Annotated in this window: 14 protein-coding genes; 8 read left to right on the top strand and 6 right to left on the bottom strand. The window is 62.5% G+C overall.

Translation table 11 applies throughout. The features are described from left to right. Positions 1–45: 45 nt before the first annotated feature. Complete coding sequence (locus JFC13_RS07165) at positions 46–837, bottom strand: spermidine synthase (RefSeq protein WP_198396390.1); 792 nt, start codon at positions 835–837, stop codon at positions 46–48. 164 nt (positions 838–1,001) lie between these two features. Here JFC13_RS07165 and JFC13_RS07160 point away from each other — a divergent pair, with 164 nt between their 5' ends. Next, positions 1,002–2,189 (top strand): DUF4192 family protein, encoded by a 1,188-nt coding sequence (locus JFC13_RS07160; protein ID WP_198396389.1) that lies wholly within the window; start codon positions 1,002–1,004, stop codon positions 2,187–2,189. A 188-nt stretch (positions 2,190–2,377) separates the two neighbouring features. Further along, on the top strand, positions 2,378–3,832 hold the full coding sequence (locus JFC13_RS07155) for an RNA polymerase sigma factor (RefSeq protein WP_232488286.1): 1,455 nt from the start codon (positions 2,378–2,380) through the stop codon (positions 3,830–3,832). Positions 3,833–3,979: 147 nt separating this feature from the next. Here the strand turns inward: JFC13_RS07155 and JFC13_RS07150 are convergent, their stop codons facing one another. Next, the gene (locus tag JFC13_RS07150; RefSeq protein WP_198396387.1) at positions 3,980–4,804 is read right to left on the bottom strand and encodes an N-acetylmuramoyl-L-alanine amidase; all 825 of its coding nucleotides are present in this window, start codon (positions 4,802–4,804) and stop codon (positions 3,980–3,982) included. A 127-nt stretch (positions 4,805–4,931) separates the two neighbouring features. Here JFC13_RS07150 and JFC13_RS07145 point away from each other — a divergent pair, with 127 nt between their 5' ends. Then, a complete protein-coding gene (locus tag JFC13_RS07145; protein ID WP_198396386.1) occupies positions 4,932–7,043 on the top strand; it encodes a DNA gyrase/topoisomerase IV subunit B in 2,112 nt (703 codons plus the stop codon). Between the two features lie 19 nt (positions 7,044–7,062). Here JFC13_RS07145 and JFC13_RS07140 read toward each other — a convergent pair whose 3' ends face one another. Both JFC13_RS07140 and JFC13_RS07135 read right to left on the bottom strand, forming a co-directional pair. After that, positions 7,063–7,956: a M56 family metallopeptidase gene (locus JFC13_RS07140; RefSeq protein WP_198396385.1), complete on the bottom strand. Its 894-nt coding sequence runs from the start codon at positions 7,954–7,956 to the stop codon at positions 7,063–7,065. Between the two features lie 18 nt (positions 7,957–7,974). Then, positions 7,975–8,337 carry a BlaI/MecI/CopY family transcriptional regulator gene (locus JFC13_RS07135; RefSeq protein ID WP_198396384.1) on the bottom strand — a complete coding sequence of 121 codons (363 nt, stop codon included), beginning with the start codon at positions 8,335–8,337 and terminating at the stop codon, positions 7,975–7,977. Between the two features lie 298 nt (positions 8,338–8,635). Between JFC13_RS07135 and JFC13_RS07130 the strand changes: the two genes are divergently transcribed. From JFC13_RS07130 to cydC, 3 genes are read left to right on the top strand one after another with little or no spacing between them, the layout of a single operon-like run. Beyond that, the gene (locus tag JFC13_RS07130) at positions 8,636–10,201 is read left to right on the top strand and encodes a cytochrome ubiquinol oxidase subunit I (RefSeq protein WP_198396492.1); all 1,566 of its coding nucleotides are present in this window, start codon (positions 8,636–8,638) and stop codon (positions 10,199–10,201) included. A 12-nt stretch (positions 10,202–10,213) separates the two neighbouring features. Then, complete coding sequence (gene cydB / locus JFC13_RS07125; protein ID WP_198396383.1) at positions 10,214–11,236, top strand: cytochrome d ubiquinol oxidase subunit II; 1,023 nt, start codon at positions 10,214–10,216, stop codon at positions 11,234–11,236. Next, the gene (gene cydC, locus JFC13_RS07120) at positions 11,233–14,682 is read left to right on the top strand and encodes a thiol reductant ABC exporter subunit CydC (RefSeq protein WP_198396382.1); all 3,450 of its coding nucleotides are present in this window, start codon (positions 11,233–11,235) and stop codon (positions 14,680–14,682) included. Before cydB ends, cydC begins: the two co-directional genes overlap by 4 nt. On the opposite strand, the gene sepH is transcribed toward cydC, so the two are convergent. Further along, entirely contained in the window at positions 14,657–15,745 is a 1,089-nt protein-coding gene (gene sepH / locus JFC13_RS07115) for a septation protein SepH (protein ID WP_198396381.1), read from the bottom strand. The two genes, cydC and sepH, sit on opposite strands and share 26 nt — an antisense overlap. Positions 15,746–15,991: 246 nt before the next feature. Here sepH and JFC13_RS07110 point away from each other — a divergent pair, with 246 nt between their 5' ends. Beyond that, positions 15,992–17,104, top strand: coding sequence for a ferrochelatase (locus JFC13_RS07110; RefSeq protein WP_198396380.1), 1,113 nt, complete (start codon positions 15,992–15,994; stop codon positions 17,102–17,104). Positions 17,105–17,216: 112 nt separating this feature from the next. Here the strand turns inward: JFC13_RS07110 and JFC13_RS07105 are convergent, their stop codons facing one another. Next, a complete protein-coding gene (locus JFC13_RS07105) occupies positions 17,217–17,444 on the bottom strand; it encodes a hypothetical protein (protein ID WP_198396379.1) in 228 nt (75 codons plus the stop codon). 286 nt (positions 17,445–17,730) lie between these two features. Between JFC13_RS07105 and JFC13_RS07100 the strand changes: the two genes are divergently transcribed. Next, complete coding sequence (locus JFC13_RS07100; protein ID WP_092107696.1) at positions 17,731–18,030, top strand: DUF4193 domain-containing protein; 300 nt, start codon at positions 17,731–17,733, stop codon at positions 18,028–18,030. Positions 18,031–18,049 lie beyond the last annotated feature (19 nt).

Genomic DNA, 18,049 nt, shown 5'->3' with positions numbered 1-18,049 from the left:
CACCGGGAGTAGTTGGAAGCAATGATTCATGCCAGGTGTGTTCCGTCACAGCCCCAGTCTCGACTTCAGCCCCTGCCCCGTCAGGAAGGTCGCCATTGTCGCCGCAGTGCGCAGACTCCTATCGAGTTCGTGCACCTGCAGCGGGGAATTGGAGGCGATGACAACGACGTTCCCACGTCTGCGTCCTTTGAGGATTCCGGGCTCGGCGGCGGCAGCGACATGGTCGAACGCAGAATCCAGCAGCTCCAGTTCTGCTCTGAGGACGCGGTGATCGCCAGCATCGGGGACGTTGGCGATATAGACACCCGAGTCCTTGAGGATGCGCGCACAGGTGGTGAAGAACTCCGAGGCCTGCAGCGCAGGTGGCACCGAGTCATGGTCGAAGGCGTCACGGATGAGCACGTCAAGGGTGTCGGGACGGAACTTCTCGGCTTCGACCGCGCCGTCTCCGGCACGCAGAGCCAGACCCGGTGCGCGCGGCAGATCGAACCAGGTGCGTGAGTAGTCGAGGAGCAGGGGGTCGATGTCGATCGCCGTCTGCTTCGAACCGGGCCGCTGGGCATGGATGGCTCGGGCAAGTGCACATCCGGCTGCCCCGATGTGGACTGCTCGCAGCGGGCCGGCCGCGAACTGGATATCGATGATCCGTGACATCCAATCCAGATACTCGAAGTCCAGCCGAGTCGGCTCGCTCAGAGAGATCGACGAGGAGGGCACCCCATTGACATGGAGGACATAGCTGTCGACCTGCCCGTCGACCTTCTCCAGGCGCGCGGTGCCGGTCGAGATTTCGACGACTTGTGAGCCGGGTGCTGTGTATATCCGTCGTTTCGCCACCCCTCACTTGTATGCCAGTTGAGCCGCGGTGGCAATTCTGTGCGACTTCGCGTGGGGATATCGGCCCACACTCATGTGCGTCTGGGCTGTGGACACTTCAAAGGTTTCCACATGCGCTCAGCTCACTCTGGCCAATCCGGCAGGGCAGGAGCTGAAGTGTTGCCATGGAGACCACAGCGAAGACAGCAGAAGACATCATCGGAATCGTGCCCCACACTCTCGGCTACATTCCACGGGAGAGCCTCGTGGCCGTCATCGTGGGCACCGACGAACACGGCGCCCAGACATGTGCGACGACGCTTCGCGTCGACTTCGACCTGGAGACTGCGGCCCATCTCGTGGCCGAAGGCGGGCAGTGGTACAGCGATCTCATCGCTGGAGCGTGCACGGCGACGGGGGTGTTCCTCGTCCTCTACGACTCGGAATACCAGAGCGGATTGCCAGAGGCGGCTCTGGCAGGAGTCAGGGGGCACAGCGACGAGTACCCACGCGTCCACCGAGACCTCATCCGGGCGGCGATCGATGAGATCGCGCTGTCGCTGGGGGACCGAGGCATCGATACTCTGAGCGCATGGTGGGTCAGTGAGGAGCGGTTCGGCCGCATCGACGACGATGCGCAGCTGAGCACGCTGCTCGAAGCTGCCTCGGCCTCGGCCTGTGCAACGGAACTCGTCGCGGCGGGTTCCTCGCCTGCGGCGTCCCCACAGGAACTCGTGGTCAGGCCCGTATCTGCAGCAGAATTCACTGCCAGTCGCAACGGCCGCCGCGACATCTGGCTGAGCATCGCCGAGGGCTTCGACGTCCTGTCCCTCCTCTACCCTCGCCTCGCTCGTCTGAGCGAGGTCGAGGACAGCACCGACCCGACTGCCCTCGCAGACCTGATGACTCTCCAGACGACCATGGCCATCGACGCGATCCTCAGCGAAAAATGGTCCCGGGACGCACTCGAAATGATCCTCAGCTTCGATCATCCGAACTTCGTGCCGGCCGACATCGAGAAGTGCGGCCCCGGACAGCTGCACCTTCGCGCGCAGAGATACGCGAGGTCCCCGCAGGCCGCACAGGACATGGTGGGGCTGTCCCCACATGCACCTCGTCCCCGTGATGTTCAGTTGGGCATTGAGTTCCTCAAGGCCTACATACCCCTGGGGCATCCCGACGTTCGAGCCACCGCCTATGCTGTGATCGCATGGTTCGAATGGTCGTTGGGAGGCTCGACCATGGCAGAGCACTACGCCCAGGCAGGGCTCGAACTCGACGCTGACCATGCGATGGCCACCCTGATCCTGAACGCAGTGGAACAGGGGTACCTTCCACGGTGGCTGATGTCAGCACGCCGAGGCCCCGGATGAGCCCGACGATGCGGTGGCGACTCTTGGCGAAGAGCTTGGCACAGGGGCCCGAACCACCGTCGGGGGCTCAATTCGCAAAGCCGGGAATATCGTGCGAAAATTGGGTGTTGACCCTGTCATAGCATCATGGGCGAACTATGTGTTCCTCACAGGCCCGATACCTGGACCTCTTGACATGGGTCTTAGTAATGTCCTGGTGCATTCGAGAAGTTTCAACGCTCGCGAAAGGTGAACACGTGCCGAGAGTCGACAAGGAATCCACGACGGTGACGGAAAAGTCGGAGGGAACGGCCGCCAAGACCTCCACCGCTGGATCCAAGACCACTGCGGCGTCGAAGGGAGCCAAGAAGACGACGAAGACATCGGCTTCAGCGACCGCAGCGGAAACCGGGACCAAGCAGACCACCGCGGCCCGAAAGACGACGACCGCCAAGGCCGCTGCGACGAAATCGACAGCAGCTAAGGTGGCGAAGACCGCCGCCGCTAAGAAGACGGTGACGAAGCCCACCAAGGCCGCAGGGGCGAAGAAGAAATCCGACGACGTGCTCGAGACGGGCGAGGCCGTCGAGCCGGCAACCGATACTCTCGGCACTGAGCAGAGCCCAGCTGAGGCGACCGAGACGAAGAACTCCGAAGAGAAGGAGAAGAACGCCGCTGTCACAGAAGCTGGCGGCTTCATCGTCTCCGACGCCGACGAAGAAGATGCACCTGCACAGCAGGTCGTCTCTGCGGGAGCCACCGCGGACCCGGTCAAGGACTACCTCAAGCAGATCGGCAAGGTCGCACTGCTCAACGCGGCTGAAGAGGTCGATCTGGCCAAGCGCATCGAAGCCGGAATGTACGCCGAGCACCTGCTCGATGCCGGTGGCATCACCGAACCGCGTGAGTCCATGGACTACAAGTGGATCATCCACGATGGTCGCATTGCGAAGAACCACCTCCTCGAGGCCAACCTGCGTCTCGTCGTCTCATTGGCCAAGCGCTACACCGGTCGTGGAATGCTCTTCCTCGACCTGATTCAGGAGGGCAACCTGGGCCTCATCCGTGCAGTCGAGAAGTTCGACTACACGAAGGGGTTCAAGTTCTCGACCTACGCCACGTGGTGGATCCGTCAGGCCATCACCCGTGCCATGGCCGATCAGGCTCGCACCATTCGCATTCCCGTGCATATGGTCGAGGTCATCAACAAGCTTGCTCGTGTCCAGCGTCAGATGCTGCAGGACCTCGGACGCGAACCGAGCCCGGAAGAGCTCGCCAAGGAACTCGACATGACGCCAGAGCGCGTCGTCGAGGTTCAGAAGTACGGCCGCGAGCCCATCTCTCTGCACACACCACTGGGCGAAGACGGCGACTCGGAGTTCGGTGACCTCATCGAGGACTCCGAAGCGGTCGTGCCGTCAGACTCGGTCAGCTTCACCCTGCTGCAGGAACAGCTGCACTCGGTTCTCGACACCTTGTCCGAACGCGAAGCCGGTGTCGTGTCGATGCGCTTCGGCCTCAACGACGGCCAGCCGAAGACACTGGATGAGATCGGCAAGGTCTACGGAGTCACGCGTGAGCGTATCCGCCAGATAGAGTCGAAGACCATGGCGAAGCTGCGGCACCCCTCGCGTTCCCAGGTTCTGCGGGACTACCTCGACTGAGACAGCTGTCTCCTGCCGTGGCTGCGGCCTGACGGCATGAGCCCGGTGACCACGATCGCCTGCGGACGCGAATACTCGCGACCGCAGGCGATCTGTCTGTTGCAGGACCTGCCCAGCCGGTGTCGTTCAGGTTCGGTCGTTGCCCGTTCAGTACCAGTCGACGATGCCCTGCATCAGAGCCTCGGCATACTTCTGCTGACCGGACTTCGATTCCATGGTCTTGGCTTCGTCGGGATTGCGCATCTCACCGCATTCGACGATGACAGCAGGAACCGAGGCGTTATTGAGTCCTGCCAGGTCGGGTCGCCGACTGATGGCGTTCTTCCCGTATGCGCTGTTGGGGGTGAACGGATCAGCCATTGCCTTGCTCATGGCATCGGCGAGGCGGTTCGAGTCGTCTTCGACGGCGTCGGAGCTGCCCGGTTTCGCGACGATGACGTGAAAGCCCTTGGTCGTCGCCGATTCGCTTCCGTTGGCGTGGATGCTGACCATGAGGTCGGCGTCATCGGCGAACGTGCCGCGCTCATCGACGCAGGGTCCCACGCCCTTGTTGTCGTCGCGACTCATGACCACTTCGGCCCCCGCGTCTTCGAGTTCCCGCTCCAGTTTCTGTGCAACGCCCCAGTTGAAATCGGTCTCGGGATAATCGGTATCCGTGGCGGTTCCGGTGGTGTTGCAGGCTTTGGTCCCGCCTCGTCCATCCGGAACCGGACGGGAGATCTTGCTCGGGTGGGAGGCGTTGCCTCCGTTGTGGCCAGGGTCGATGGCGATTGTGCGGCCGCTGAGGTCGACAGCAGGGTTCGTTGTCGAGGTATCCTGCGCGGCGGAGCTCGTCGAACTCGACATTGCCTCGGGCTCGGCGGGTGTGGACGCAGCGGGCTGCGGGGGAGGGCTCGCATTGCACCCGGTGAGGCCCGGCAAAGTGAGAACCGCGCACACGAGGGGGACCAGGGCACTGCGACGAGGAGACATAGTGCCATTGTTCCAGGAAAGATGCCGTCAACAGGTGGTTTCGGCGGAATCGACGCGAGACACGGCGCGCAATGGCAGAGACAGAGCCCGTTGAGGGATTAGAATTTAATCGAACGAGAGGAAACGTGTGGAAGAGGAAAGTTACGGCGCCAGGCATCTGTCAGTGTTGTCGGGTCTCGAAGCGGTTCGCAAGCGTCCGGGCATGTACATCGGGACCACTGATTCCCGTGGGCTGATGCACTGCCTGTGGGAGATCATCGACAATGCCGTCGACGAAGCTTTGGGCGGCTTCGGCAAGTCCATCCTCATCGAACTCGAACCGGACGGCTCAGTGGCGGTCACGGACAGCGGCCGAGGCATCCCCGTGGACATCGAACCCAAGACGGGACTGACCGGCGTCGAGGTGGTTCTCACCAAGCTCCATGCCGGAGGCAAGTTCGGAGGCAGCTCCTATGCCGCGTCCGGCGGTCTGCACGGCGTCGGCGCCTCCGTCGTCAACGCACTCTCTGCTCGACTCGATGTCGAAGTCACACGTGGATCGAAGGTTCACAAGATGTCCTTCCACCGAGGTGTGCCGGGGCGCTTCGACGATTCCTCCGGACAGCCCGGTCCTGACAACCCCTTCGAGGAGTTCCAGGAACCGACCGGACTCGATGTCGTCCGCAAGGCGAAGAAGGGAGTCACGGGTACCCGAGTCCAGTACTGGGCTGACCCGCAGATCTTCCTGTCCAAGGCCCAATTCGACTACCAGCACCTCGTTGAGCGTGCACGCCAGACGGCATTCCTCGTCCCCGGGCTCGAACTGCGGATCGAAGACCGCCGTGGAGTCGCCCGCGACGAGACCGGCGAAGTCATCGCCGAACGCCTCGAGGTCTTCCGCTTCGACGGCGGCATCACCGAATTCGTCGACCATCTGTCGATCGACCCTCCGATGACGGACACCTGGCGTCTGCAGGACACCGGAAAATTCAGCGAGACCGTCCCAGTGCTCGACTCCTCGGGTCACCTGGTCTCGAAAGAGGTCGAGCGCGAAGTCGGCGTCGATATCGCCCTGAGGTGGGGGACCGGCTACGACACGAAGGTCAAGTCCTTCGTCAACGTCGTGTCCACTCCGCACGGCGGAACCCACCTGGCAGGTTTCGAACAGGCCAGCCTCAAAGCCATGCGCAAGGCTGTCGAAGCCAACGCCCGCAAGCTCAAGCTGGGCAAGGACAAGCTCGAGAAGGACGACGTGCTGGCCGGCCTGACCGCGGTGGTCACGGTGCAGCTGGCCGAGCCGCAGTTCGAGGGGCAGACCAAGGAAGTCCTTGGTACGGCCGCTGTCAGGCAGATCGTGGCGAAGACGGTCGAAAAGCAGCTGGGTGACATCCTGTCCTCGACCAAACGCGCAGAGAAGCAGCAGGCTGCAGTCCTCATGGAGAAGGTCGTCGCGGAGCTCAAATCACGCATCTCGGCCCGCACCCACAAAGAGAACCAGCGGCGCAAAACCGCGCTCGAGGCATCCTCCCTGCCAGCCAAACTCTACGACTGCCGTGACAACGGAGTGGAGAACACAGAGCTGTTCATCGTCGAGGGCGACTCCGCGATGGGAACTGCGAAAGCCGCTCGCAACTCCGACCACCAGGCACTGTTTCCCATCCGCGGCAAGATCCTCAACGTGCAGAAGGCATCGTTGTCGGACATGTTGGCCAACGTCGAATGTGCTGCACTGATCCAGGTCATCGGGGCCGGATCCGGCCGCAGCTTCGACATTGATGCGGCCCGCTACGGACGTGTCATCATCATGACCGACGCCGACGTCGACGGCGCTCACATCCGGACCCTGCTGCTGACCCTGTTCTTCCGCTATATGAAGCCACTGGTCGAACAGGGACGAGTGTTCGCAGCCGTGCCGCCCCTGCACCGTGTGGAGGTGGTCACGAAACGCGGCACGCCCAACGACGTCGTCTACACCTACAGCGAGGCCGAACTCCACGCTCTGCTGAAGAAGCTGGAGAAGTCGAAGAAGACATACAAGGAACCCATCCAGCGCTACAAGGGGCTGGGCGAGATGGACGCCGACCAGTTGGCGGAGACGACGATGGATCCGAGCATGCGCACACTGCGCCGTGTGACCATGGCCGACGCCGAGGCAGCAGAGAACACCTTCGAACTTCTGATGGGTTCCTCTGTCGGGCCGCGAAAAGAGTTCATCGTCTCGGGAGCCGCCGTTCTCGACGCTGAACGCATCGACAGCTGAGCCGGGGCGAGGCGAGGGGTCAGAATCCGGAAGCGACGGGGGCGAAGAGCAACAGGCTCGGGACCAGCAGAAGACCCAGTGCCACTAGCGTCGACGTCACACGCACCGGTACCCGTGCAGGATCCAGAGGCCGGGACAGACGGTCGACGCGCTGAGCCGAGAGATCGCTGCGATGCTCTGGGCTGATGCCCGCCGCTTCCCGCACTGCCTTCGCCAGAATCGCCGGGTCGACGTGCTCGCGAGCCTGGTCATCGGCCATGAGCTCAATCAGACCATTGACTGAGTTGAGGCCGATCGCTGTAGCCGAGAAGAACGGCAGGGCACGGTGCCACGCGGCGAAGGGAATCACCAGCACGTCGTGGCGGAAGTCCAGATGGGCTCTCTCATGTGCGATGACGGCTGTGCGCTCGTCCTCGCCGAGGACTTCGAGCAGTCCGGTTGAGAGCACCGCAGTTCCTTTGCGCGGCCCCTGGGGCAGGCAGTAGGCCACGGCTTCGTCGGTCGTGATGATGCGCGTATCAGGGTAGGTCGCGGATGGTTCGCTGAGGAGATGAAGAATCTCATCATGGCGAATGCGAGTTCTGCGCGCGGAGTAGAACGTCAGGGCAAGACACCCCAGCAGTCGGGCGATGAGTGCCACTGCGATGATGAGGAAGATCCAAGCGAAGACGGTGAGGTGAGCGTGCGACTGTCCTCTGGCGAGCTGCCAGAGTCCCTCAGGCAGACTGTTCGAGGCCGGAGCAACGGCAAAAGCCAGGGCTGTGCCGATAAGTGAGAGACCACCGGAGAGACCGACGGCCTGCCACAGAATGACCTGCGAGATGGGGTCTCCCCGAAAACGGGAGAGCGCGGCTGGAACCGGCCACGCTAAGAGGAATGCAAGTACCGCGAGGACGGATCCCACGACGCTCATGCTCGGGAACGACCTGCGTCAGGAGTTGGTCGAGTGATTGCGTCCCAGCATGTTACGCAGAGCCTTCGTGTCAGCCTCCGAGACGGTGCCGAGGAATCGGGCAAGAACGGCCTGGCGATCCGGGGCCTGTGACAGGACTTCGGTCATCAGTTCTGCAACATGGTCTTCCCGCGTCGAAACCGCGAGGTATCGATGCGGACGGATGCTGCGGTCGCGAGTGACGAACCCCTTCTTCTCCAGCCGGGTGAGGACTGTGTGGACGGTGGTCAGCGCCAGATCGCGTGCTGCCAGCACGTCGCGGAGTTCGGCCGCGCTCAACCCATCATCATGTACCCAGATGGCGTCCATGACGCTGCGTTCGAGTTCGCCCAGTGTTCCCACGGTGTCCTTGTCCTTCGAGGTGATGGTTCGTGTTGCCAGTTCAGTCTAACTCTACAAGCTGTCGAATTCCATGTGAGATCGACCGTAATTCGCTTCGTCGCCGCTGCTGGTGCGCTCATCGGTCGAATCGGGGTCGTGTGCACACCTCGGCGGAGTAGGGTGAGCGCAAACGGGCAATGGCGCGCGTTCTGGGACGGCAGATCTTGGATGGCAGAATATTGCCTTGATATCTTCTACGCGTTGTAGAATTCTACGTGTTGTAGAAATTTGGTCTTCCACGAACGGAGTACCCATGGACCTGGATCCGGTTCTCATCGGGCGCTGGCAATTCGGCATCACCACCGTCTATCACTTCTGGATGGTCCCACTCACTCTCGGCCTTGGCATGCTGGTCGCGATTCTGCAGACCATGTACCACCGCACGGGCAATGAGATGTACCTGCGCAGCACCAAGTTCTTCGGGAAGCTCTTCCTCATCAACTTCATCATGGGAGTGGCGACCGGCTTGGTCCAAGAGTTCCAGTTCGGTATGGCGTGGAGTGAGTATTCCCGTTTCGTCGGGGACGTCTTCGGTGCGCCGCTGGCGCTGGAGGCGCTGCTCGCGTTCTTCCTGGAGTCGACGTTCCTCGGACTCTGGATCTTCGGCTGGGGCAGACTCCCTCGTGCTGTCCATTTGGGCAGCCTCTGGTGCGCGGTCATCGGGTCATGGATCTCCGCCTACTTCATCATCGTCGCGAACTCGTGGATGCAGCATCCGGTCGGCGTCGAGATGGTCGACGGCAGACCGGTGATGACCGATGTCTGGGCGGTGCTGACGAACAACACGGCGATCGCCGCCTATACGCACGCGCTGTGCGGGGCAGTGGCTGTCGGTGGCAGCTTCCTGCTCGGAATCTCCTGGTATCACCTGTACCGCCGGCGCAAGGACGGCATTGACACCATCGGGCCCGACGGAAAGGTCGTCGTCGGCTCCGCGCCCGATGTGCCCGGACGGGATGCCATCGACCACCAGGTCTGGATCCGTTCTCTGCGGATCGGCGCGGTCGTCGGCATCATCGCCTTCGCCGGTGTGGCGATCACCGGCGACATCCAGTCGAAGCTCATGTTCGATCAGCAGCCCATGAAGATGGCCTCGGCCGAGGCCGCCTGCCACGATGGAACAGAATTCTCGGTGCTCACGATCGGAGACCCCTCTTCGAACGACTGTGATGGCGTTGAGAACGTGTTCGAGATCCCCGGTCTGTTGTCCTTCCTCGCCAACGGAGACTTCAACACCCCGGTCCACGGTGTGACGACTCTGCTTCCTGACTATCAGGAGAAGTACGGCACCCATCTGCCCGAGAATGAACTCTACGGCCAGCACTCCGGTGAGAAGATCGACTACCAGCCCATCATGATCGTCACCTACTGGGGCTTTCGACTCATGATCGGCTTCGGCATGATCGCAGCTGGAGTCAGCGCTCTGGCGCTGTGGCTGACGCGCAAGGGCACCGTCCCCGCCTCGGCCTGGCTGATGCGCGGGGCGCTCCTGTCCATCACAGCTCCCTTCATCGCGAACTCCGCCGGCTGGATCTTCACGGAGATGGGACGTCAGCCGTTCGTGGTCGCGCCGAATCCCGCACGACAAGACGCTGTGTACATGTTCACCCAGGCAGCGCTGTCGCCCGAGCTCACGCCGGCGATGCTGCTGTTCTCCTTGATCAGCCTCAGCCTCGTCTACGGCATTCTCATGGTCGTCGAACTGCGGCTGCTCATCGTCTACATCAGGGGAGGGGTCGCCTCGGCGATGCCAGAGGTTGCGAAGACCAACCACACCCCGCGGATCACGAACGACGAAGACGACGTCCTGTCGTTCGCGTACTGAGGAGAAGACACGATGGAAATTCTCGCAACGATCTGGTTCGTCCTCATCATCGTCCTGTGGACGGGGTACCTGTTCCTCGACGGCTTCGACCTCGGCGTCGGCATGCTGATGCCGGTGCTGAGCCGTACCGAACGGCAGAAGCGGGTGCTGCTCAACACGATCGGGCCGACATGGGATGGCAACGAAGTGTGGCTGATCACTGCGGCCGGGGCCACGTTCGCAGCCTTCCCCCATTGGTATGCCTCCCTGTTCAGCGCCCTCTACATACCGCTGACGCTGTGCCTGCTGGCACTGATCTTCCGCGCAGTCGCCATCGAATATCGCGGCAAGGGACACAGTCAGGCATGGAAGTCCTTCTGGACCTGGGCGATGGCACTGGGATCGGCTGGAATCGCGTTCTTCATCGGTGCCATGCTCGCCATCACCTCCAGCGGGCTGCCGCTCAATGACAACGGTGACATCGTCGGCGGGGCATTCGCCTGGATGGGGTGGCCCGCAGTCTTCGGCGGTGTGGGCGGTGTCGGCTTCGCCCTCGTCCACGGCCTCATCTTCCTGGGTCTGAAGACGCAGGGCGAGATCCGAGACAAGGCTCAGCGGTGGGCGCGGAGGATGCTGCTGCCGTGCTCAATCGGCTTCCTCATCTGGTTCGGTCTCTCGATCACCCAGCGCCCATGGCTCATTGCTGTGGTCATCGCAGCGGTGATCGCGCTGGGAGCGGCGTACTTCGCTGTGCGGTCCGGGGCGGAGAAGGCGGCCTTCACTCTGCACGGGCTCTACCTCGTGTTCGGACTCTTCGCTGTGTTCGCCGGGGTCTATCCCAACGTGCTGCCCTCAACACTGGACTCGGCGAGGTCGCTGACAATCGCCTCGGCGTCGTCATCGGACTACACGCTCACGGTGATGCTGGTCGTGACCGTGATCTGCCTGCCGATCATCATCGGCTACCAGATCTTCAGCTATCGCATGTTCCTGGGCCGTATCGCCGAGACCCACATCCCCGAAGCGCACCGTGTGCCGGTGGCGATCAGGTCATGAAGTCCCCACTGCGGATTCTGCTCGACCTGCCGGGCGGTCAGCGCGGATTCTGCCTCTCCCTGTTCAGCGCCCTGGCTCGGGCCGTGGGCATCGTGCTCATCGCCGAGGCTCTGGTGCGATCGATCATCGGGTCAGGCCCCGTCGCAGTCTGGGCGGTGCTGGGGCTCCTGGGAGCGGCTCTGCGGGGTGCGAGCCTGTGGACGGATCATAGTCTGGGGACGTCTCTGGCTGCTGCGAACAAGCAGCGGCTGAGGTTCTCGATCCTGCGATCACTCCTCTCCGGGCGCGGGCAGCCGCGAATGAACACGGCAGTCACCGTCACACGCGGCATCGACGACCTCGACGACTACTTCACGACCGTAGTGCCGGCGGTGAGCGCGGCAGCTGTGGTGCCGCTGACGCTGCTGATACGGATCGTCTTCACCGATGTCCTCTCAGCCGTCATCATTGCGTTGTGCCTGCCGTTGGTGCCTGTCTTCATGATCCTCATCGGCCGATTCACGCAGGCTTCGACAGCCGCCAGCACCACAGCACTCGAACGTCTCTCCGACCACCTCGCCGAGCTGGCAGAAGGGCTGCCCGTGCTCATCGGGCTCGGGCGATCCAGGGACCACGCGCGCACCCTGCGCGCTTTGGGGGAGAAGTACCACAGCGCCAACCTCGCCACGTTGCGTATCGCGTTCCTCTCAAGCCTCGCCCTCGAACTCATCGCCACGATCTCCGTGGCTCTGGTCGCCGTCGTCATCGGGCTGCGCCTCGTCTCTGGAACCATGGACCTGAGCTCCGGCCTCTTCGTCCTGCTCCTGGCGCCCGAGTGCTTCACTCCGCTGCGCGAACTCGGCGCCGGCTACCACGCCAGCGAGAACGGCCGCGAGGCACAGGATCGTGCCCACGCGCTGATCGCAAGCACCGACAGCGCGATGCCGGAAGGGCTCGACGGCGACGATACGTCTGGTGGAAGTGCGGCAGATTTCACTGCGGCCGGTGTCCGTGCAGCCAGTGATGGAGCCACCGGCGCCCGGCACCGTGTCATCTACCCGAACGGTACGACGATCGAGTGGAACGGTGACTTCCCGGCCACTCCCGGCATCACTGCGGTTCGAGGAGCCTCGGGTGCAGGAAAGTCGACGATTCTGGCAGCCCTGGCCGGTCATCTGCCGGCACAGGCCAGAACCACGATGAGACCGCGCCGAGTCGCCTTCGTCCCACAGGCTCCACGCATCTTCGGTGCGACGATCGGCGCCGAGCTCGAGGTCTACGGTCTCCCACCCTCGCAACAGGCGACTGCACTGCGCGGAGCCCGTCTGCCTGAGGACCCGACTCTGTCGACATCCGCTCTGAGCCCTGGCCAACTTCGTCGACTCGCGTTCGTCCGGGTGCTCCACCTGGTTGACGGTGACGCGGAGACCCTCGTCCTCGACGAGCCGACTGCTCACCTCGATGATGACAACGCGCAGATCATCATCGATATGATCGCCGAGGCGGCAGCTCGTGTGCGAGTCATCCTGGCCAGCCATGACGACCGGGTCGTCGCACTCGCCGAAGGCGAGATCACTCCCAGGAAACCCAGCCTGGGCACGTCCGCAGCAACGTCAGCACAGACGCGCGCACAGGAAACTGATCCGGCGGTACGCACCGCCTCAACGAGGCTCACCGAGCCTGCGATGCCCGCAGATCCTGTGATGCCCGCCGATCCCGCAGCGGCTGGCAGAACACAGAGCGCGGAAGCAGCGGAAACAGTGGGCGAGGACCACGGCTGGGCACAAGGAAGTCGAAGAGCGACTCTTCGTCGGCGGTGGTCGCTCCTGCGGTCGAGCATGCCTCTCTTCACCCCGAACATGATCATTGCTCTCCTCGCGTCCTGCGCCTCCAGCCTGGCGGCCATCGCGCTGACTGCAGTCTCCGCCTGGCTCATCGTCGAGGCGTCCTACCAGCCACCCATCATGATTCTCATGGTCGCCATCGTCGGCGTGCGGTTCTTCGGGCTGAGCCGATCAGTGCTGCTCTATCTCAGTCGGCTCAAACTGCACTCGGCGATCTTCGCTTCCTTGGGCAGACTGCGCTCTCGACTGTGGGAGCACTTCGAAGCAGTCGGCATGGGGGATCGGAAGCTGCTGACCTCTGATGCCGCGCTGCGCACCATGGTCTCCGATGCTGATGATGTTCGGGACCTGATTCCGCGGACTCTGTTCCCGCCTGTCGCCTCGTCGTTGGTCTTTCTCGCCGTGCTCATCGCGGCCTGGGCACTCGACCCGGCGACGTTGCCGGTGTTCCTGGCGCTCGGAGCTCTCAATCTGGTCGTGGTGCCAGCAGCAGTGATCTGGAGCGAAAGCGGCCTCGCTGGCCGAGTCCGAATGCTCCGCAGTCGGATACTCTCCGTCCTGGTTCGGGCACTGAATGCCAAAACGGATCTGCGCACGAATCGAGCAGACGCCACGGTGCTGACAGTCCTCGCTCGCGAAGAGCAGGAGCTGCAGCGTGTCCAGCGTCGCTCCTCACACCGCTTCGGCATAGCGCAACTCTGGCTGCAGCTGAGTACGGTGGGCGCTGCTGTGCTCATCGCGATGTCATCGTCGGCACCAACCGAGATCCGGGCCGTCGTCGTTCTCATTGCCCTGGGCTCTGCAGATCTCTTCTCACAGTCACTGCTCGCATACCGTGCACTGCCGACCCTCGGCGCTGTCCTCGACCGCATCCCCGCACTGTCACCTGCCCAGTCCAGTCCCTTGACCCGCAATCACAGAGGCCAGGCCTGCGATGCGAACGCGTTCACTGTCCTCGAGCTCGAGGACATGAGCGTCGGGTGGGATGACGGTCCAGTCGTCGACGATGTGGATCTGCGAGCTCAGAAGGGCAGGTGGACCGTCCTGCACGGCGAGAGCGGAACCGGAAAGACGACAACGCTGAGTGTGCTGCTGCGTTTCCTCGACCCGTGGTCAGGTTCCTATCGAGCCGAAGACGATGCAGGACACGAGACAGACGTGCTTAGTCTGGCACCAGAGGACCTCGCCGGCCGAATCGCGTGGTGCCCGCAGGAGGCGCATGTGTTCCGGTCGACTGTGAGGGGCAATCTGGCGATTGCGCGCAGAGACACACCCAGCAGCGAGGAGATGTTCGCGGCTCTGACCAGCGCGGGCTTGGGCGAATGGGCTGATCCGGCCGGACTCGACCTCTGGGTCGGCGATCACGGAGCGCAGATCTCCGGGGGCCAGCGTCAGCGCCTGGCCGTGGCCAGGACGCTTCTGAGCGGAGCCGAAGTGCTCGTACTCGACGAGCCGACAGCACATCTGGACGATGAGATGGCTCACCGGCTTGTGAGCGATCTGCGGGAGAGTCTGGACTCACACGCCGTTGTGATGGTCACTCACGACCGCAGCCTGATCGCAGAGGGCGATCGACTGGTTGAGCTGGGAAGCGAACTCAGTCGCGCTTCGAGCCGAACATGATCTCGTCCCAGCTGGGGATCGATGCGCGACTGTTCTTCTTCGACTTCGCCTTCGACTCTGTGTCCTTGAACTGATTCGAATCTTCGCTGACACCCGGCTCATTGAGCAGGGACAGCTGATTGTCGTCGTCGAATCTGCCGACCTCCTGGGTCGGCTCCTGAGGTTCATCCGGGTCGACGGCCGTGGGATCGGCAGCTGCCGGGTCCTCGAATGCGAAGACCTCGTCATCGGTGGCGTCTGTGGGCCGTCCCGGCGCGGTGTGCGCACCTTGAGGATGCGTTTCCGGGTCCTCGGTGACTGCGCGAAGTCTGCCACGTGGCTCGTCCTCGTCCTCATGACGACGACGCTTGCGCAGATTCTCCAAGATCCGTCCGGTCTCCGCCTGGTGGTCCCGGGCGGCCGGAGTCGAATCGTTCGGAGCTGGGGGAGCAGTCGGGGTGTCGATCTCCTCGGTGATCTTCTGACGTTCGGCACCGGTTCCGTAGTTCGGAATCGGTCCTGTGTCCGTGGGTCCCGAATCGGCGAGCCATTTCGCTTCGTCATCGATGGGGGTCAGCGACCGGCGGTAGTAGCTCCATCCGGCCGTGCGGGTCCGATCCGCGGCGGTGAAGCTGAGCTGGATGTACCAGTTGCCGTCCTGCTGCTTCCACGCATCCCAGTCCATCGTCTCGATGTCGACGTCGCGCATCGCCAGACGGGTCTGACACAGCTCCACCAGGGGAGTCGGGTCGCCGTTGGGGTCATGATCGGAATAGATCGGATGCTGACTGGCCGTATACGCGGTGTGTGCGCGTTCGGCAAGAGCAGGGCGCTCATAGGTGCGGACCTGTTCGATATCGGCACCCGTGGAAGCAATGACTTCCTCTGCGCTCATCCCGCCCCGGATCATCGCCTGGATGTCGCGAGGGCGCACAGGGGTCTCGGGTTTGACTGTGGTGCGGTCCTTGCGGACAGCGGCGTACAGAGCTTCGTCGAGAGCCAATCGATACTGCAGCCCGTTTTCGTCGTTCAGCAGCAGATGAGTGCCGTCGGCGTCGACTCCGTTCAAGATCAGTTCACGCATGCCTTAAGCTCCTTTATCGCGTCTCCCTGCATCGTGTCACGTCCGGGGCCGCGCATAGGGCAGATTTGCGCGCGAGTCGCGAAATGGCCGCTCTCATCGGTCAGCGGCTGGTCGGTGCGGTTCGATCAGCGGCCGGTCGGTTCGGTGGGCGCCTGGACCGGACAGCGGCAGTCCGGTCTGAACGGTGAGTGGAACTGACTCACTGTGCGGACAGCGGGCGCGGAAACTCTACAGGCTGTAAAATCGATGACTGTGAACAACACTGAACCCATTGACACTCTCGTCCTCATGTCATTCGGGGGACCGGAGGCTCCAGAAGAAGTCGTCCCGTTCCTCAAAAACGTCACCGCCGGTCGCGGAATACCGGAGGAGCGACTCGAAGAAGTCGGTGAGCACTATTACAGTTTCGGTGGAAAGTCGCCCATCAATGATCAGAACAAAGCACTGCTGCAGGCTCTGCGCGCGGAGCTCGAGCGTCGAGGCGTCGGCACCCCTCTCATCTGGGGCAACCGCAATTGGGAACCGTACCTGACCGACGAGGTGCGCGCCGAGGCGCAGGCTGGGCGAACTCGATTCCTGTCCATCGACACCTCGGCGTACTCGTCGTATTCCTCCTGCCGTCAATACCGTGAGGACTTCGCCAAGACGATCGAGGAGCTGTCAGCAGAGGGTACGACCGTCACGATCGATAAGATCCGGCAGTTCTACAACTACCCCGGCTATGCAGAGGCGTGTGCAATCCTTCTGAGGGAGGGCATTGCCGACTTCACGAAGCAGGTCGGTGCCCTTGATGCGTCGAAGCATCGGATTCTCTTCGTCACACATTCGATTCCCAACGTCATGCAGGACGCTTCGGCCGTGGCGACCAGCGGCTATCGCGCACAGCACGAAGAGCTCATGGCCCACCTCGTGGATGGGCTCCCTGCGGCCGAGGTCCTTCCGGCGGAGTTGGTGTACTGCTCCCGCTCGGGCTCCCCAGAGGTTCCATGGCTCGAACCTGATGTCAACGATCGAATGACGGAACTCGCGGCAGACGGTGTCACCGGAGTCATTCTCGTGCCGATCGGGTTCATCTCCGATCACATGGAGGTCGTCTTCGACCTCGACACCGAAGCGAAGGAGACGGCGGCCGAACTCGGCTTCGCCTTCACCCGTGCAGCGACAGTCGGGACGCACCCACTGTTCGTTTCGGGGCTCGTCGATCTGGTCGAGGAGAGAATCGCGCAGCTGCGCGGCGAACAGACTGCTGCGCCGACCATCACCGGCTCCACTGCGCTGGTCCCCGGCAGCGGTGCGTGCAGCATCGAATGCTGCCTCGGACGCATCGAACGGGCGACCGAGCCCAACTGGCCAGCCTGAGCTCAAGCGTCCCGAGCGCCCTTCAGGAACCAGAGCGCTCTTCAGACAACAGAAATCCCTCCTCTGCCAGTTGCGCAGGGGAGGGATTCTCGGTGTCGGTCTTCTCCGGGAGTCAGGACTCTTCAGGTGCGGGAATGACCGGAATCGCTCCGGTCTCTGCTGTGATGACCGCCGCGATCGGACCGGTGTCCACATCGTTGCGATCGGCGAGCTCCAAGAGATTCTGCAGGTCGTCGATCAGGGTCTCGACGAGGTAGTCGTCCCCCGCAGACCGGGCTTCATGAATGCGATGACGGACATCGTCGATCCTGGTATCGAGTTGATTTGCGAATTCACTCATCGTGTATCCGTCCTTCCTCGGGCCGTCCCCCATGCATGGGGCGAACCCAGTTTCATTCACCGAAAAAATGCTATCGGCGCTATTCGACTTATGTATTCTCGCAGAGCTTTTCGAGAGTCGTATGTGCGAACCGTCACGAAGCGACTCGGCAGTGATGATAATCACTGTGAACATGGACGATCTGATCTTGCCAACTGCAACCATACAGTGCACAATGCTGGGGACACGTTTGGCGAGAAGGGTTGAAAACCCTCTTCAGCACACCCGACAGAGAGCGATGAGCCATATGGCAACAGATTACGACGCACCTCGTAAGCAAGACGATGAAATCAAAAGCGATTCGATTGAACAGCTGAAGGCTTCACGCTCGCAGGCGCAGGCAAGCAAGATTGACGAAGATGAGACAGCAGTTGCCGAAGGGTTCGAACTGCCCGGCGCGGACCTGTCGAACGAAGAGCTCTCCGTTCGAGTGCTGCCCAAGCAGAATGACGAATTCACCTGCATGGAATGCTTCCTGGTTCGCCATCGCTCGCAGCTGGCGAGCGAAGAGGGTGGAGTCCCGATCTGCACGGACTGTGCTGGCTGAAGCACCTGCCGAACGATAC

The sequence above is a fragment of the Brevibacterium antiquum genome, assembly GCF_016107655.1.
In the GTDB taxonomy this organism is placed as follows: domain Bacteria; phylum Actinomycetota; class Actinomycetes; order Actinomycetales; family Brevibacteriaceae; genus Brevibacterium; species Brevibacterium antiquum.
Note: the sequence above shows the minus strand (reverse complement) of the source record. Positions and strands in the feature narration are given on the sequence as shown.

Bases quoted from the DNA above. Each gene is read 5' to 3' on its own strand.
- JFC13_RS07160 (WP_198396389.1), top strand. From the start codon at position 1,002: ATGGAGACCACAGCGAAGACAGCAGAAGACATCATCGGAATCGTGCCC.
- JFC13_RS07155 (WP_232488286.1), top strand. From the start codon at position 2,378: ATGTCCTGGTGCATTCGAGAAGTTTCAACGCTCGCGAAAGGTGAACAC.
- JFC13_RS07150 (WP_198396387.1), bottom strand. From the start codon at position 4,804: ATGTCTCCTCGTCGCAGTGCCCTGGTCCCCCTCGTGTGCGCGGTTCTC.
- JFC13_RS07140 (WP_198396385.1), bottom strand. From the start codon at position 7,956: ATGAGCGTCGTGGGATCCGTCCTCGCGGTACTTGCATTCCTCTTAGCG.
- cydB (WP_198396383.1), top strand. From the start codon at position 10,214: ATGGAAATTCTCGCAACGATCTGGTTCGTCCTCATCATCGTCCTGTGG.
- cydC (WP_198396382.1), top strand. From the start codon at position 11,233: ATGAAGTCCCCACTGCGGATTCTGCTCGACCTGCCGGGCGGTCAGCGC.
- sepH (WP_198396381.1), bottom strand. From the start codon at position 15,745: ATGCGTGAACTGATCTTGAACGGAGTCGACGCCGACGGCACTCATCTG.
- JFC13_RS07110 (WP_198396380.1), top strand. From the start codon at position 15,992: ATGACTGTGAACAACACTGAACCCATTGACACTCTCGTCCTCATGTCA.
- JFC13_RS07105 (WP_198396379.1), bottom strand. From the start codon at position 17,444: ATGAGTGAATTCGCAAATCAACTCGATACCAGGATCGACGATGTCCGT.
- JFC13_RS07100 (WP_092107696.1), top strand. From the start codon at position 17,731: ATGGCAACAGATTACGACGCACCTCGTAAGCAAGACGATGAAATCAAA.